Raw genomic sequence first — 14,969 nt, 5'->3', positions numbered from 1 at the left:
CTTCACCAGCCGATCATAGCGCGCAAACTGGCGAGTGGCCGGCGCAGGGCCCAATACCCCAGCGGCACCCAGCCGCCACTGAAACGGGCGGTGCCTTTGAGGCCGACACGGTGCTCGGTCGGTGCGTCCAATCGTGCACGCACACGGTAGGCATAGCCGCCGTCAGATCGCTCCACCGCATCGTGGGCGAAGTAGCGCAGCGTCGCACTGGCCGGGGCCAATGGGCTGGCGTTTAGATGCAATGCGACCCGGCTGCCTTCGGCCAGCGGGATGGCATCGGCCAGGGGCACCCAGGCTTCGACCTCTACATCCTGCGGTGTTGCGATGCGCATGATGCGTTCGCCGATTGCCACCGGACGTCCTATCCATTCGGATGGGTCGTCGAACAGCGCGATGCCGTCCCGTGGCGCGAGCACTCGGGCGCGGCTCAACTGATCGGTGCCGAAGGCTACTTCGGTGCGTTTCTCCTCGATGCGTCCTGTGAGCACGGCCAATTGTGCTTTGGCGCGTGGGTCGGCTAACGCCTGCTGGGCCGTCTGCCGGTATTCGGCTTCAGCAGTGGCAAGTGCCTGTTGCGCCACCTCGAGGCGGTTCTGGATCAGCGCTTCGTCAAAGCCGAACAACGGCTGGCCCTGACGCACTGTTTCGTTTGGCTGTACATGAAAGGTGTCGATAACGCCCTCCAGCGGAGCGCGGATCAGCGCCGGATTGGCCGGCACCAGTTCGCCGGGCGCAAGCACCGTCAGCCGCACCGGGATCAGCACGAGCAAGCCTATGGCCAGCGCCCAATACCAGCGATGGCGCGAGGGCGTGGTGTTCGGCTTTGTGCGGCGGCTCAGGCCCCTCCAGCGTTTCGGCGACTGATGCGCTTGCCAGGCGTGATGCCAGATGCCAGCCCATTCGCCCACCAACGCGACTTCGCTCTCGCGCCAGGGCAGGTCGCGGGCAAACAGTACGCCGCCGTCATCGCCGAGCGGCACCCATATCGCTTGATCTGGCAGCCACTCGTTCCAGTCGCTTGCGAGCGCTTCGGGGAGGGTGTTGTGGGCTATTATCCGCGCCTCCGGCGTCTGCGCCAGATGCCGGCAAAGTGCATCTAGCCACAGCACATAGGGTACGTTGGCTTCGATCTGCACCACGCCGGATAGGGCTCGTACGCCGCCCGCGAGCCAGAGTGCTGCTTGTCGGTAGGGCAGCAGCGTGTGGCTGTCATTGACTAGCAGGAACTGCAGCTCGGCCAGTGACTCTGCTTGCCGAGCCTGGCGGCCAAGCTCCAGTAGGCCCGCCAGGGGCGAACGATCCATGCTCAACCTGCCTTGTTACCCGGCCGAACGTCGCGCGAGCCGCGTTCGGTCTGGGCGTGTTCTGATCCGGTGCTGGACATTGCCCGTTCGAGCGCTTTGACCGGGCGCTGGCCGACCGCCTGACGAAGTTGATCGGACAACGTGGTTCTGCCGCTGGCGTCGCTGGCGTCGCTGGCGTCGCTGGTCTTGCGGTCCCCCACGTTGAAGCGGAACAGCGAGCTGGCTTCGCGGCCCTGACTGTCGCGTGCCACGACCTTGATGGTTATTTCCCCGCGGTAGTTTGCCGGTGATTTGAGCTCGAACTTGCCGCTTTGCGGATCGAAGCGCACCCAAGCAGGCAGGGGTTGGCCATTGGCCTGGGTAGCGCTCAGCAGGATGCGCTCGTTCGGATCTGTGTGAGCAAATGCGTCGTATGGCACCGAGAAGCTGGTTTGGATACCAGCGTCGGCGTATTGATCTGCTACGCCGTGATATTGGCTTAGGCGTGGCTGCGGCGCTTCGATCACCAAAATCCGGAAGCCAGCCCGTTGGGTATACACATCAGAGAAACTGGATCGGCTGTTCATTGCCAGGTCCAGGTCGCGGCTCTGCAGAGCGGCAATAAGTGGTGCCGCGACCGCGGCCGGTGCGGCTAGCGTATTGGCTGGTGCTACCGTTGTATCGAACGGCACCGGCGGAGCAGGTGGAGCGACTGACTCCGGAGCCAGAGGGGGCGGAACAGGCAATGGAGCATCAGGTTGCGGTGGCGTGACCGCGGCCGGTGGCACGAGCTGCGGCTGTGGGGCGGGCGGTACGGGCTCTGGCACGGGTTCTGGTCGGGGTGCTGGCTGCGGCGGTGCCGGCTGTGGTTGCGGTGCTGGTTGTGGTTCTGGCATAGGTGCAGGTACTGGCTGCGGCAGCGGCAGCGGCGGTGTCGTCAAAAGGGGCTCGTCTAAACCACGCACGGTGATGATTACTGCCGTAGTGCTACCGTCACGAGTTGTTACGGTGAATGTATCGTTGCGACTATCGGCCGTTGCCAACTCTTGGACAACCGGGTTGGCGTTATCCAATACATAGCGCCAGCTTCCACCCACGTCGACGCTGAAGTCGCCATAGTGTCCTCTGGTGGATGATTGGGCCACGAACACAGCCTCATCCAGATCGGCATCGGTCACGCTGAGTTGGCCCTCCGAGGTAAGCAGCGTGTCCTCTTGAACATAGCCCTGCTGCCCGGTTGGCGCGAATACAGCTGCGTCGTTTACGCCGCTAATGGTCACGGTGACGGTTTGCTGGGTGCCGTCCACGGTGCTGACGGTAAAGGTCTCGACCTTGGTTTCCCCGGATTTCAGGTACTGCACCGCACTGTTGGGCACGCTGTAGGTCCAGGTGCCGTTGGGGGCGATGGTCAGGGTGCCCAGTGTTCCGGCTGGTGCGGTGACGGTGGGCTGGAAGCCCGCTTCACCGGCATCCGGGTCGCTGACGGTGAGTGCGCCGTTGGTGGTGAGGTTGCCCTGTCCGTTGACGTTGAGGTCCTCGGTCATTGCGCCCGCCGCGTTGCCGCCGATAACGGCTATGTCGCTTACGCCGTGGATGGTCACGCTGACGGTCTGCTGGGTGCCGTCCACGGTGCTGACGGTAAAGGTCTCGACCTTGGTTTCACCGGATTTCAGGTACTGCACCGCGCTGTTCGGCACGCTGTAGGTCCAGGTGCCGGTGGTGGTGATGGTCAGGGTGCCCAGTGTTCCGGCCGGTGCGGTGACGGTGGGCTGGAAGCCGGCTTCACCGGCATCCGGGTCGGCAACGGTCAGCGTACCGCTGTAGGTCAGATTGCCCTGGGTGACGTTGAAGTCTTCGGTCACCGAACCGGTGTCGACCCCGCCGATGACGGCAGGATCATTGACCGCCGCGACGGTAATGCTCACCGTCGCGGTGTTCGATACCAGATTGCCGTCTGTCACGGTGTAAGTGAAGGTGGCCACACCATTGAAATTGGCATCGGGAGTGAAGGTCAGACTGCCGTCCTGATTCAGAACCACGCTGCCGCCAATGCCACTGGTGACCGAGGCGATGCTCAACGAGTCGTGATCGGGGTCGCTGTCGTTGCCGAGCAGTTGTACGGCAGTGTAGGTAGCGGGTGTGTCCTCGGTGGCGGTCAGGCTGTCGTCGGCGGCTACCGGCGCCCGGTTGCTGGGTGCCGCAATGTCATTGTCGAGGATGGTCGCAATCCCCTCGGCGCCGGCCAGATTGGTTACCGTGCCGGATACCGAGCCGGTAAGCAGGCTGAAGGTCTCGGTTTGCTCGACGAAACTGTCATCCAACGTGGCAACGCGCAGGCGTACTGACAACTCGCCGGGGGCGATGCTGACCGGCCCGGTGACCACCACCCAGCCATTCCCGTCGAAGCGCTCCAGCTGCTCGGTCGTCCCTGTATCGACGCCCACACTTGCCGTGCCACTGGCCAGCACCGGGCTGAAGCTGATCGCTGTTGTCGCCGCCTTGTCGACGCTGACGATGAACTCGGCATAGCTTCCTTCGGTAATCGAGACGTTGGCGACACTGAGCGTCGGGCGGTCGTCGTCCAGGCTCGGATAGCCGCCGCTGCCGGGCGCGTCCGGCGTGCCGCTGGTATTACCGCCCAGGTAGACGTCGCCTTCGCCTTCATCGTTGATGGTGCCGATGCCAATTACGTTATCGCCGCCGCCAGTAGTGGCGATCAGGGTGAATGATTCGTTGCCTTCGTGGACATTGTCCTGGTTGACGGCCACGCGGACCAATAACTTGTCGCCGCTGGGAATGAGCACCGAGGCGCCGGGGGTGTAGCTCACCCAAGCGGCGCCGTTGAAGTACTCCATTGCACCGCTGATATCGGCGTTAGCGCCCGTTAGGGTGGCGAGAGTGTCACTGGTCGGCAGGCCCGAGTCGCTCAATGCCAGAGTAACGGCTACCCCGGCGCTGCCACTGACGGTGAACACAGCATAGGGCGAGGCTTCGTTGACGAATACGCTGTTGACCGCGACCGTGTCGGCCGCGCCCTTGATGGTGATGGACAGTACGGCGATGTCGGACAGACCGGTGCCGTTGCGGTCGGTGACGGTGTAGTTGAAGCGCTCAAGCAGTGTGTCGCCTGGGTTCAAGGCCTGGACTGCTGGATTGCTGTTGTCGACGACATACGTCCAGTGACCGTTGGCGGTGAGTGTCAACGAGCCATAGAGGCCAGTCAGTGACGACCCCACAACGCCAGTGCTACCGGCGCCCTCTACGCCGCCAAGGCGCACGGCGGTCACGCGTAACTCACTCTGGGCGTCGTCGAGGTCGCTGACAGCAGCCAGCACATTGCCGCTGGGGTTGAAGCCGGCAAGGGCGTTGTTAACGCCGCCGGCTTCGATTGCCGTGGCGCTGGTGTCGGTTGCTACCGGCGCATCATTGGCGCCGCGGATTGTGATGGTCAGCGTGGCGGAATCTTGCAGCCGCACGCCATTAGCGCTAAGCCCGTTCTCGATGGTGTAGATGAAGGTGTCGGTCAGGGTTGTGTTGGCATCGCGCAGCGCTTGGACAGTCGGGTTGCTGTTATCCACCTCATAGGTGTAGAGGCCGTTAGCATTCAGCGTCAGCTTTCCGTAGAGGCCGATGATCTGGGTGTTACTACTCACCGCGGTGCTGGCGCTGCTGCTTGAGGCGCGCGCCGAGACGACCTGGTTGGTGCCGCCGTTGGCGCCGTCATTGCCGAGAAGGTTGCCTGATGGATCGACGCCCAAAGCGCTGTCAGCGATCCCTCCGCGCTCGGTAGCCAAGGCCGTGTCCGCCACGGCGTTCGGGTCGTTAGTGCCGGAGCCAAGCACGGTGATGTAGAGGCTGGCACTACTGGTGGCGCCTCCGGCATCGCGCATTGTGTACTGGAACCGCTCGACTGCCGACTGGCCCGCACTTAGCGCGGGGTTATTGGCAATAGGCGTGTAGGTATAGCTGCCATCGGCATTGAGCAGGAGGCTGCCGTATTGGCCCACCAGGGTAGTGCCAGCGCTCTGGCTGCTGCCAAAGGTGAGCGCTTGGTTGGTTATCGCGACTGACTGGCTGAGAACGACCGATACGATGTTTCCGCTGGCGTTGTAATTGATCGAGGTGACGGTTGGGGCAGTAGCCAGTCCCGTGCCATTCACCGTCATGCCTACAGCGATGTTCCCCTGAAAGGTGGCGATGCTCACCGTCGGGCCAGCGGAGGTTGTGCTGGAGCTGATAGTGGCTTCCTTATACGCGGCGCTACCTGATGCGTTGTTTGCGAAGCCCAGCACCTGGGATTGATTTTCCGCTAGCGATGGCGTGGCTACCTTGCCGCTCAAAGTAAAGGTTTTTGCCACTGAATCGATGCTGGAGACTGTAATTTGAACTCCGTTTGCGTCCCTCAATGCAATGTTATTGCTAAAAACGTAATAGCCTGCGCTGACGTTGCTGGGAAGGGTTGCGAAGGAAAGGATGGTCTGCGTGGCTGCAGTGCTGCCCACTGCGGAACCAGAGATGTTCAGGTCGACTACCGACTTTGTTTCCCCATAGCGATCCACGTCCGTATCGTTGCTCAGTACATTTCCAATCGCCTGGCTGCCGCTGGTGTCAGAAGCGCCGTACTGCCCCGAACCGGCTATCGACTCCTTCGCCGTGTTGTAGTCGTTGTTCGCCACTGGGGCATCGTTCGCGCCGCGGATGGTCACGCTGAGGGTGGTAGTGGCAGTCTTGCCCGAAGCATCGGCCATGCTGTAGGTGAAGGTATCGACCAAGGTATCGCTGGTACTGCGCAGGGCGTCGACCTGTGGATTGGCATCGTTGACCACGTAGCGGTAGCTGCCATCGGCGCCCAGGGTCAGGGTGCCGAAGCGGCCGACCACCACAGTGCCACCTGCGAGTGAGGTGGTCGAGGCAGCGACTGCCTGATCGGCACCGCCGGTACCGACTGCTTTGACCACCTTGCTGTTGCCCGAGGTGTCGTTGCTAAGTACGTTGCCTACCGCTGCGCTACCAGGCGTGCCCGTCCCCGCTTCGACCGCGGCACCACCGGTTGTGCCTGGCTCACCGTTGGCTATATCAGCCACGGCCACCGGTGCCACTTCTGCGCCGACCAAAGTGTTGAGTGCTGAGTCGACCCGGTCGGACGACGAACCGACGTTCTTGAGGTTCGCCGCCTGGTTCTTCCAGCCGAGGCTGTTGAACCAGGCCTGATCGACCACCAGCAGAAAGCCGCGGTTGTCCGCCACATTGCTATCGCCGTCCTGGTTGCCATCGGCTTGGGCCAGGGCAAGCGAGGTGAAGTCCATGTCGGTCCAGAAATAGAACCCGCGCACCACGCCGCCGCTTTTGACTGGGCGGCTAATCCAGCCGTAATAGGTGGTCGAGCCGATAGTCACCGCGGTGGCCGAAACGTCGTTGCCGCTGAAGAAGCGGCTGTTGGCGGCATCGTTGACGATTACCTGGCCGAGGTCCGTGAAGACGAAATCGTGGCTGTTCGATTCCTTGCCGGCGGGGGTAGTCCCCACGTTCACCTGATAAGCGTTGCTGAACGTCAGGGTGGCAAACTCGACGCTGATCGACTCGCCGTCGATCTGCAGGGTGGAGTGGTCGTTGTCGCCAGCGAAACCTGGGGTCGCAGTATCGATGCCGCTGACCTTGGCGGCGAAGCGCTGACCTTCGTCACCTGCGGTGTCGGCGCCCTGGTTTAGCAGATGGTCCAGATGATGCCCGTACTCCTCGACCAGCAGGCGCGATACCTGCTGCGCGTCCAGTACGCCTAGCCAGTCCTGGTTGAGAAAAATGACCGGCGCACCGCCGGAGCCATCTGGTGCATAGGCAGCCAAGGCGCCCTTGATCTGCGCGTTATCGAGCAGCGATATGCCGATCTCCAGTGTGCCGTCCGCGATCGACGTGCGCAGCCGCGCGAGCTCGGTCGTCCACTGTTCGCTTGGCGTGGTTTGCCCGCCGTTGAATAGCTCGAAAAGCTGCGCATCACTGGCCTGGGCCAGGAACTGGCGAATCTGCTCGGCAGCGGTAGCCGCCGCTTCATCAAGCGTCGGATGGTTGCCGCTAACCCGGAACAGGCCAGGCTGCTCTGTGGCCGGCTGACGCTCGGCTGCTGCGGGTCGTGCCACCTCTACCTCAATTGACGCCTTGCCTGCTTCGGTTGCCGGTTCGGCGACTGGCTGGCCGGGCGTGGCATCGACTGCATCGCCCGCGCCAGCGCCGTCGAAGACGAAGCGCTGCTCGAGTGCCAGTGGCCGTGGGCGGGCACGTACCAGTCGGGAAGGGGTAGAAGTGGTGCGGGTTTTATCGGCCATGTCGGACCTCGATGCACAGCGGTTCAAACGCAGGTGGGCAGGCCTGCGTATCAGAATCAGGGTTTGGGGGTGGGCGGAGTGACACGCACGCGACCGCTCATGCCGGCGATCAGCTCGGGGAAGCGACCGTCGATTGATGCGGCAACCTTCACCGATTGGCTTATCGGGTCGACTCGGGCGCCAATGCGCTCGAACCTAGCCGGATAGCGCTGACCGGTTTCATCAATCTCTACATCGAAGGTTTGCCCGGTACGCAGCCAGACGAGCCAGGCCGAAGGCACCAGAAATTCGAGCTCCAGTACGCTGTCATCGAGTATGTCCAGCAGTGGCTGGCCAGGTTGAACGAACTGTTGCTCACGGACTTTCTGCTCGGCAACGCGGCCGGCGAACGGCGCAGTGATGCTGCATTTGCCGAGCACGGCCTGCTGAGCACCGACTTCAGCGACGGCCTTTTGCCGGCCCGCGCGTCCAAGGTCCACCTCCAGCTTGCCGACCGAGTTCAGCTCGGCCAGGCGCTGGTTGGCCTTGTCGGTTGCTTCGGCTGCGTTCAGCTCGGCACGTGCCTTCTGCAGCATGGCCTGCTGCACACTGCAATCGAAGCCGACCAGCGTCTGCCCGGCCTTGAAGGCACCGCCCTCGGGTACAGATAGCTTGTTTACCTTGGCGCCGATCTCCGCCGCCAGAGTGGTGAATTGACGGGGCAGCAGTTGGGCTCGGATTTCTTGGCGCTCCAGCCCGGCACGCGCCGGGGCCTGCTCGGGCGTCTGTGCCTGAACCATGCCCGCGCTAAGTGCCAGCAGCAGAGCAAGCGGCAAACGGTTCACTGAGTACCGCCTTGGCCCGCGTCGGCCGCGAGCTTCTGCCAAGTGCGTTGACCGTCGGTCAAGGTGCGCGTCAGCTGCGCAAGCGTCAGGTCACTGACGCTGCCAATTTCCGGGTCCACGCCCATCGTTGCCTGCAAGCGGGCTTCAGCGGTCTGCGCCTGTGCCAGCGCCTGATAGCGGCGCAGCAGACTTAGGATCGCGGTGGTCTGGTTGGCCACCTGGTCCAGCTTGCTTTGCACCTGGATGGCCTCACGATTATCCATGTGCTCGGCAATACGGCGGTCAATCTCCCATATGGCGTCGGCGCGGGTGAACTGGTGCTGGGCGTTGGCCAACTGCTGGCGCGCCAGGTGGACCTGGGCCAGTACTGCCATCTGCATCGATACCCGACGCTGGTCGGCCAGGGCCACCCCAGCTTCGGCTAGCTTGAGCTGGCTCGGCCCCGTCAGCAGATTGAACAGGTTGAAAGAGAGCTGCGCCCCGGCTTCGTTCCATTGGCGATTGACCAGGTAACTATCGGTGTCGTAGTTCAGGCCATAACTGAAGTTCAGGCTGGGGAACAGGCGCACCAGAGTCTTGCGTGTCTCTTCGCGGGCGATACGCGCGTTGTAGTGCGCCTCACGCAGATCGGCGTTTGCACCTAGGGCTGTGTCCTCCATGACTGCAACCGGTACATCGAGGGCCTGCCGGTCGAGTTGGAAGGGCGGTTCAGCAAGGGTGATCGGCTGTCCGAGCGGGGCGTTGATCAGCAGTGCCAGTTCGGTCTGTGCGGTAGACAGCTCCTGCTCGATGGCTTCGAGCAGGCGAAGATTCTCCAGCACCTGACGTTGGTAACGCAGCGAGTCGATCGGGTTGCGCAGGCGCTCGGCCTCGGCTTGGCGCGAATCAGTCAGCGCACCTTCGGCTAGCAGGGTAGCGGCGCGAACTTCGCTCTGCAGTTTCTGGGCGCTGACGGCTCGCCAGAAAGCCGTGCGTACGTCCTGCATGAGCAGGTGCATGGCCTTGCGGCGCTTCTCGCCGGCCACCAGAGCGCGGTCGGCCTGCTGACGGGCGCCGTAGTAACCGACCCCGAGGTCGAGCATATTCCAGCTCAGCGCCAGGGAGCTGACGGTGTGGTCGCGGTCCTGAGAAATGAAGCGCGACTGCGACAAGGAACCGTCTTCGGCGTTGCGGCTCTGGCTGATCTTATCGTTGTTGCGCGAGCTGTAGCCGGCCTGGGCGAGCAGCTTGGGCAGCATGTCGTAGCGCGACACATCGTACTGCTGGAAGGCCAATGCTTCTTCGAACATGCGCGCTCGGCGGTCGAGGTTGTACTTCAGCGCGCGGGCCATGGCCTCATCCAACGTCAGCGTACCGGCGATAGGCTCGACATCCTGTCGGGCGCTCTCTTGATCAGCCCGGGACTGATCGCTCAAGGCCTGCTCGGTCAGCGGTCGCGGCTCGAACTGGGCGCACGCTGTCAGGGAAAGGGCGGCCACCAGGGCCAGGGCGGTCTTTGCGTATGGTAGCTGGGTCATCGATGGCATCTGCGAAACGGTCTGGGGTACCGCGCCGCCCTCGGCAGGCGCGAAATCTGTCAAGCCCGGCATCCTTGCCGGTAGTGCTTAGGCACTAAGATTTCGCACAGGCACCGTGAATCCTCACAGCACATATGTGCGCCGTTCGCATCGAGTCCGCTGAGGCGAGTGGCAAAACGCCTGGCCTGACCTAGCCAGGTTTTGCAGGCAGCGCAGGAAGCGCTAGCTGCGATGTTTTATTGTCATTGTTAGAGTCTTAGCAAGGGTCGTGCCTGCTCTGATGTTCGCAGGTCAATCAACTTCATAGAAGTGGCGACGCCAAATGTATGGCTATTCATGGCCAAGTGATAGTGCTGACGATCGGCTTAATACCAATGGATAAGCTTGCTCAGCCCTGATAGATCGAACCGTAGAAGTTGATCATGGCCACTGCAGGAGGCGGAGACGCTAGACGGCTCCCTACTATCTTAGAACTGGCTCGGCAGCTCTCGATATTTGAGAACTTTAGCCAGCACGATCTTTGGTCCGCGCATCTTCTTAATGACGATCTGCAAACCATCCACATGGAGCACCTCATCCTCGTCTGGGACGCGCTTGAGCGTCTCGTAGACCAATCCTGCCAAGGTCTCAGCCTCGATGTGGTCAAGGTCCACACCGAGCAGGCGCTCCAGCTTGTACAGCGGCGTGTCTCCGCGTACCAGCAGCTTCCCAGGTTGATAGGCGAGGATGCCGCGTTCGGTCTTGCGGTGTTCATCCTGAATGTCGCCCACCAAAACCTCGAGTACGTCCTCCATGGTCAGGAAGCCCACCACCTTGTGGTCCCCTTCCTCGACCAGCACGAAATGCGCGCCGCCTTGGCGGAACTGATCGAGCAGGGCGTTGAGCGGCAAGTGGCGAGACACGCGCTCCAGCGGTCGCAGCAGCGCAACCAGATCGAAGTGCTGCGCGAGCTGCCCGTCGCTGGCCAGCGCCAGGAGTAGATCCTTGATATGCAGCAGGCCGATGTATTCGCCCCGCGTACTGTTGTAGACGGGGTAGCGGCTGTATTTGTGGCGTCGAATCAGTTCCAGGATTTCCGCCAGGGAGGCGTCATGCTCCAGCTGCAGTAGATCTTCCCGCGAGTTGGTCCAGTCGGCGACCTCAAGCTCGCTCATTTCCACAGCGGATGCCAGAACCTTGATGTCCTGATTGGCGGGGTCCAGCGCACGATTCGAGTGCAGGATCAGCTTCAGCTCGTCACGGCTGTAATGGTGCTCGTGATGGCTGCCGGGCTCGCCCTGGCCAGCCACGCGCAGAATGGCATTGGCGCTGGCATTGAGCAGGTAGATCGCCGGGTACATGGCCCAGTAGAAAAGGTAGAGCGGCACGGCCGTCCACAGGGACAGCAGCTCGGGCTTGCGGATCGCCCAGGACTTGGGTGCCAGCTCACCGACGACAATGTGCAGATAGGAAATGATGAAGAAGGCCGTGAAGAACGCGATGCCGTGCACAACGGCTTGCGATTGCACGCCGGCTGCGGCCAACACGGGCTCCAGCAGGTGGGCGAACGCTGGCTCACCGACCCAACCGAGCCCCAGGGACGCAAGGGTGATACCCAGCTGGCAGGCCGACAGATAAGCGTCCAGCTGAGTGTGCACCTTGCGCAGGATGTGCCCGCGCCAGCCATGCTCCTTGGCGATGGCTTCCACTTTGGTCGAGCGCAGCTTGACCATGGCGAACTCAGCGGCGACGAAGAAGCCATTGAGCAGAACCAGGAACAGTGCAAAGAGAATCAGACCGAAATCGGCGAAATAGGAGGAAGCGGCGTAACTAGCGGGGGAAGGGTCCATTAGGGTGTCGGGTAGTCAATGACCGCCCAAGGATGGGGCCGGGTCGGGGTTATTTCAAGGAGCCGGCAGGCGAGGGTGCCGGCCGGTCATCTTGCTCAGATTACCGTCGCCTGGCTCAACGGGAAGTGACAGGTGAAGGTACTCCCCCTGCTCGGAGTGCTGTTTACATCCAGGCGGCCCTGATGGCGAAGCAGCACATGCTTGACGATTGCCAGGCCCAGGCCCGTCCCGCCCGTATTGCTGGCGCGACTCGAGTCGACCCGGTAGAAGCGTTCTGTCAGTCGCGGCAGATGTTTTGACTCGATGCCGATACCTGAGTCTTGCACCGCCAGATGCGCACCGTGCTCGTTGCACCACCAGCGAACGTGGATCTCGCCGTTGTCAGGCGTGTACTTCACCGCGTTGAATACCAGATTGGAGAAAGCGCTGCGCAGCTCGCTTTCACTGCCTTTGAGCATCAGGGTGTCGTCCGCTTCTACGGTGATCTGGTGCTTGCGCTCGGCTGACAGCGCTAGAGCGTCGCCCTTGATGGACTGCAACAATTTGGCGACGGCCACGGGCTGCGTGTTGGAAGGTGGGCTGGTCGCCTCAAGCTTTGCCAGCAACAGCAGGTCGTTTAGAAGATGCTGCATGCGCCCGGCCTGCTGGTTCATCTGGTTCAGCGCCCGCGGCCAGCGTGGTGGCATTTCGTCTGTGTGTTCGAGCATCGTCTCCAGATAACCGGCAATAACCGTCAGTGGCGTGCGCAGCTCGTGTGACACGTTGGCAACGAAATCCTTTCGCATCTGCTCCAGCTGATGGAGGCGGGTGATGTCGCGCACCACCATCAGGTGCTCGCTGTTGCCGTAGCGGGTGATGGTCACTTGCAACCAGAGTCGGTCATTGACCGGCGAAGACAGCTCGAGGGGTTCCTCGTGGCGGCCCTTGTCGAAGTATTCCTTGAAGCTCGGATGGCGCACCAGATTGGTCACCGGATGACCGGTATCCTGTGGCTTCTTCAGCCCCAGCAGGCGCTCGGCCGCAGGGTTCCACCATTCCAGATTGCCGTCGCTGTCGAGCATGATCACCGCGTCCTTGAGCGCGGTAGTCGAGCCCTGTACCCGATCGATCACCGACTGCAGCTGACCGCGCAGGCGCAGGTCACGGCGCTGGAGCTGATAAAGATTATCGAATATTTCGCCCCACAGGCCGTGGCTATCCGGTGGGGGCTGGTCAGCCTGGTCGCTCTTGAGCCAGAGCAGAAGCCTCCTGATCTGATACAGCGTCCAGCCGAGGTAGCCGGTCAGGCCGACGACCAGGGCCCAGGCGTACTCGCCCGTAATCAGACCGATCAGCAGGCATCCTGCCAATATCAGAAGCAGGCGGCGAACTAGAGCGCCTTGCCAATCTTGATTCACCGCTAACGCTCCTTGAGGCAGCTTGATGCCGGCCGGAAATCATCTACTACGCCCACTGACGCGCAGCGGTTGCGGTTCGTTCAGCTCTTGGTGGAAAAACGGTAGCCTGTGCCGCGCACGGTCTGCACCAGGTTTTCATAGGTTTCGCCGAGTGCTTTGCGCAGGCGTCGGATATGTACATCCACGGTGCGCTCTTCGACATACACATTGCCGCCCCAGACCTGATCGAGCAATTGTCCGCGGGTGTAAGCGCGCTCCTGGTGAGTCATGAAGAACTGCAGGAGGCGGTACTCGGTGGGTCCCATGTCAGCAGGCGTACCGTCGATGGTCACGCGGTGGCTGATGGGGTCGAGAAGCAGGCCGCCGATTTCGATCGGTGTTTCATTGTCGCTCGGTGCAGCCCGGCGCAGCACGGCCTTCAGGCGTGCCACCAGCTCACGAGGCGAGAAAGGCTTGGTGATGTAGTCATCTGCACCTACTTCCAGACCCTGGATCTTGTTGTCCTCGGCATCCTTGGCGGTGAGCATGATGATGGGCGTGTTGGCGGTCATCTCGTCGCGCTTGAGTCGGCGCGCAAGCTCTATGCCGGAAGTGCCAGGCAACATCCAGTCAAGCAGGATCAGGTCCGGTTGACGATCGATGATAAGCGCGTGGGCTTGCTGGGTATTCTCGGCTTCCAGGCATTCGTAGCCGGCCATTTCCAGCGCCACGACGATCATCTCGCGAATTGGCGCTTCGTCATCGACTATCAATATGCATTTGCCGTTCATGTCCGCTCTCGGTCCGGTTCTTGTCGCTCGGCATTAGATAACGGAAATATTGCAGGGATGTGACAGCAATAGGTTGCGTCTGCTCCTCGCGCATCATCTGAGCCGCTCTAGCCGGCCTTGGTCGCATAATCCAGAACGATCCCTGCAAGGATCGCCAGGCCAGCCCAGTGATTGTGCAAGAAGGCCTTGAAGCACACCTGGGGCTTTCGGGATTGGGTTTTCCAGAATTCCCACGCGAAGCACAGCGCGGCAATGGTCAGGCCCAGATGAAACCACTGACCCAGCTCGAAACGCACGCCGGCAAGGATCAGGCAGAACAGCGCGAGCCCCTGTAGGGTGGCGATGATGATGCGGTCGGCCTCGCCGAAAAGGATCGCGGTGGACTTGATGCCGATTTTCAGATCGTCATCGCGGTCGGCCATGGCGTAATAGGTGTCGTAAGCCACAGTCCAGATCACGTTGGCGATGAACAGCAGCCAGGCTTCCGGCGGCAGCTCGCCCCGCTCGGCAGTGAATGCCATCAGCATGCCCCAGGAAAACGCCGCGCCAAGTACCACTTGCGGGTAGTAGGTGTAGCGCTTCATGAAGGGGTAAAGCGCCGCCACGCCAAGCGCGCCGAACGACAACCAGATGGTTGCAGCGTTGGTGAACAGGACCAGAATGAAACTCAGGGCGACAAGAATGGCGAATAGAATCCAGGCTTCTTTGACCGATACCTTGCCGGTTGCCAGTGGCCGACCCTTGGTCCGGCTGACGTGGCCATCGAGGTTGCGATCTGCGAAGTCATTGATCACGCACCCCGCAGCGCGCATCAGGATCACGCCAAGGACGAAAATGACGATGTTCTTGAGGCTCGGTGAGCCTTCGCCCGCGATCCACAGCGCCCAGAGCGTCGGCCATAGCAGCAGATAGGTGCCGATCGGCCGATCCAGGCGCATCAACTGGATGAAGTCCCAGGCACGCGGGTGCAGGCGATTGCTCGATTGCAGAAGCTTCTGAAACATCAGCGGGTCTCCGATCGATAAAGTC

8 protein-coding genes are annotated in these 14,969 nt (G+C 61.8%); all 8 read right to left on the bottom strand.

Annotated features, from left to right (window positions below; all coding sequences use genetic code 11):
- Positions 1-2: 2 nt before the first annotated feature.
- The 8 genes from EA797_RS16755 to ubiA all read right to left on the bottom strand — a co-directional run bounded on the left by EA797_RS16755 (position 3) and on the right by ubiA (position 14,944).
- Positions 3-1,304, bottom strand: a complete 1,302-nt coding sequence (locus EA797_RS16755) for an efflux RND transporter periplasmic adaptor subunit (RefSeq protein WP_122167242.1) — start codon at positions 1,302-1,304, stop codon at positions 3-5.
- A 2-nt stretch (positions 1,305-1,306) separates the two neighbouring features.
- The gene (locus EA797_RS16750; protein WP_122167240.1) at positions 1,307-7,603 is read right to left on the bottom strand and encodes a VCBS domain-containing protein; all 6,297 of its coding nucleotides are present in this window, start codon (positions 7,601-7,603) and stop codon (positions 1,307-1,309) included.
- A 56-nt stretch (positions 7,604-7,659) separates the two neighbouring features.
- Positions 7,660-8,427: an efflux RND transporter periplasmic adaptor subunit gene (locus EA797_RS16745; protein WP_122167238.1), complete on the bottom strand. Its 768-nt coding sequence runs from the start codon at positions 8,425-8,427 to the stop codon at positions 7,660-7,662.
- On the bottom strand, positions 8,424-9,944 hold the full coding sequence (locus EA797_RS16740; RefSeq protein ID WP_122167394.1) for a TolC family protein: 1,521 nt from the start codon (positions 9,942-9,944) through the stop codon (positions 8,424-8,426). Before EA797_RS16740 ends, EA797_RS16745 begins: the two co-directional genes overlap by 4 nt.
- Positions 9,945-10,411: 467 nt before the next feature.
- Positions 10,412-11,773, bottom strand: a complete 1,362-nt coding sequence (locus tag EA797_RS16735) for a hemolysin family protein (protein WP_122167236.1) — start codon at positions 11,771-11,773, stop codon at positions 10,412-10,414.
- 95 nt (positions 11,774-11,868) lie between these two features.
- Complete coding sequence (gene phoR / locus EA797_RS16730; RefSeq protein ID WP_122167234.1) at positions 11,869-13,170, bottom strand: phosphate regulon sensor histidine kinase PhoR; 1,302 nt, start codon at positions 13,168-13,170, stop codon at positions 11,869-11,871.
- A gap of 80 nt (positions 13,171-13,250) precedes the next feature.
- Positions 13,251-13,940, bottom strand: coding sequence for a phosphate regulon transcriptional regulator PhoB (gene phoB, locus EA797_RS16725; protein WP_021207221.1), 690 nt, complete (start codon positions 13,938-13,940; stop codon positions 13,251-13,253).
- A 107-nt stretch (positions 13,941-14,047) separates the two neighbouring features.
- Entirely contained in the window at positions 14,048-14,944 is an 897-nt protein-coding gene (gene ubiA / locus EA797_RS16720; protein WP_122167233.1) for a 4-hydroxybenzoate octaprenyltransferase, read from the bottom strand.
- Positions 14,945-14,969 lie beyond the last annotated feature (25 nt).

The sequence above is a fragment of the Stutzerimonas zhaodongensis genome (genome assembly GCF_003696365.1).
GTDB classification, from domain to species: Bacteria; Pseudomonadota; Gammaproteobacteria; order Pseudomonadales; family Pseudomonadaceae; genus Stutzerimonas; species Stutzerimonas zhaodongensis.
The sequence above is the reverse complement of the archived record's forward strand: the minus strand, read 5'-3'. Positions and strand labels throughout refer to the sequence as shown.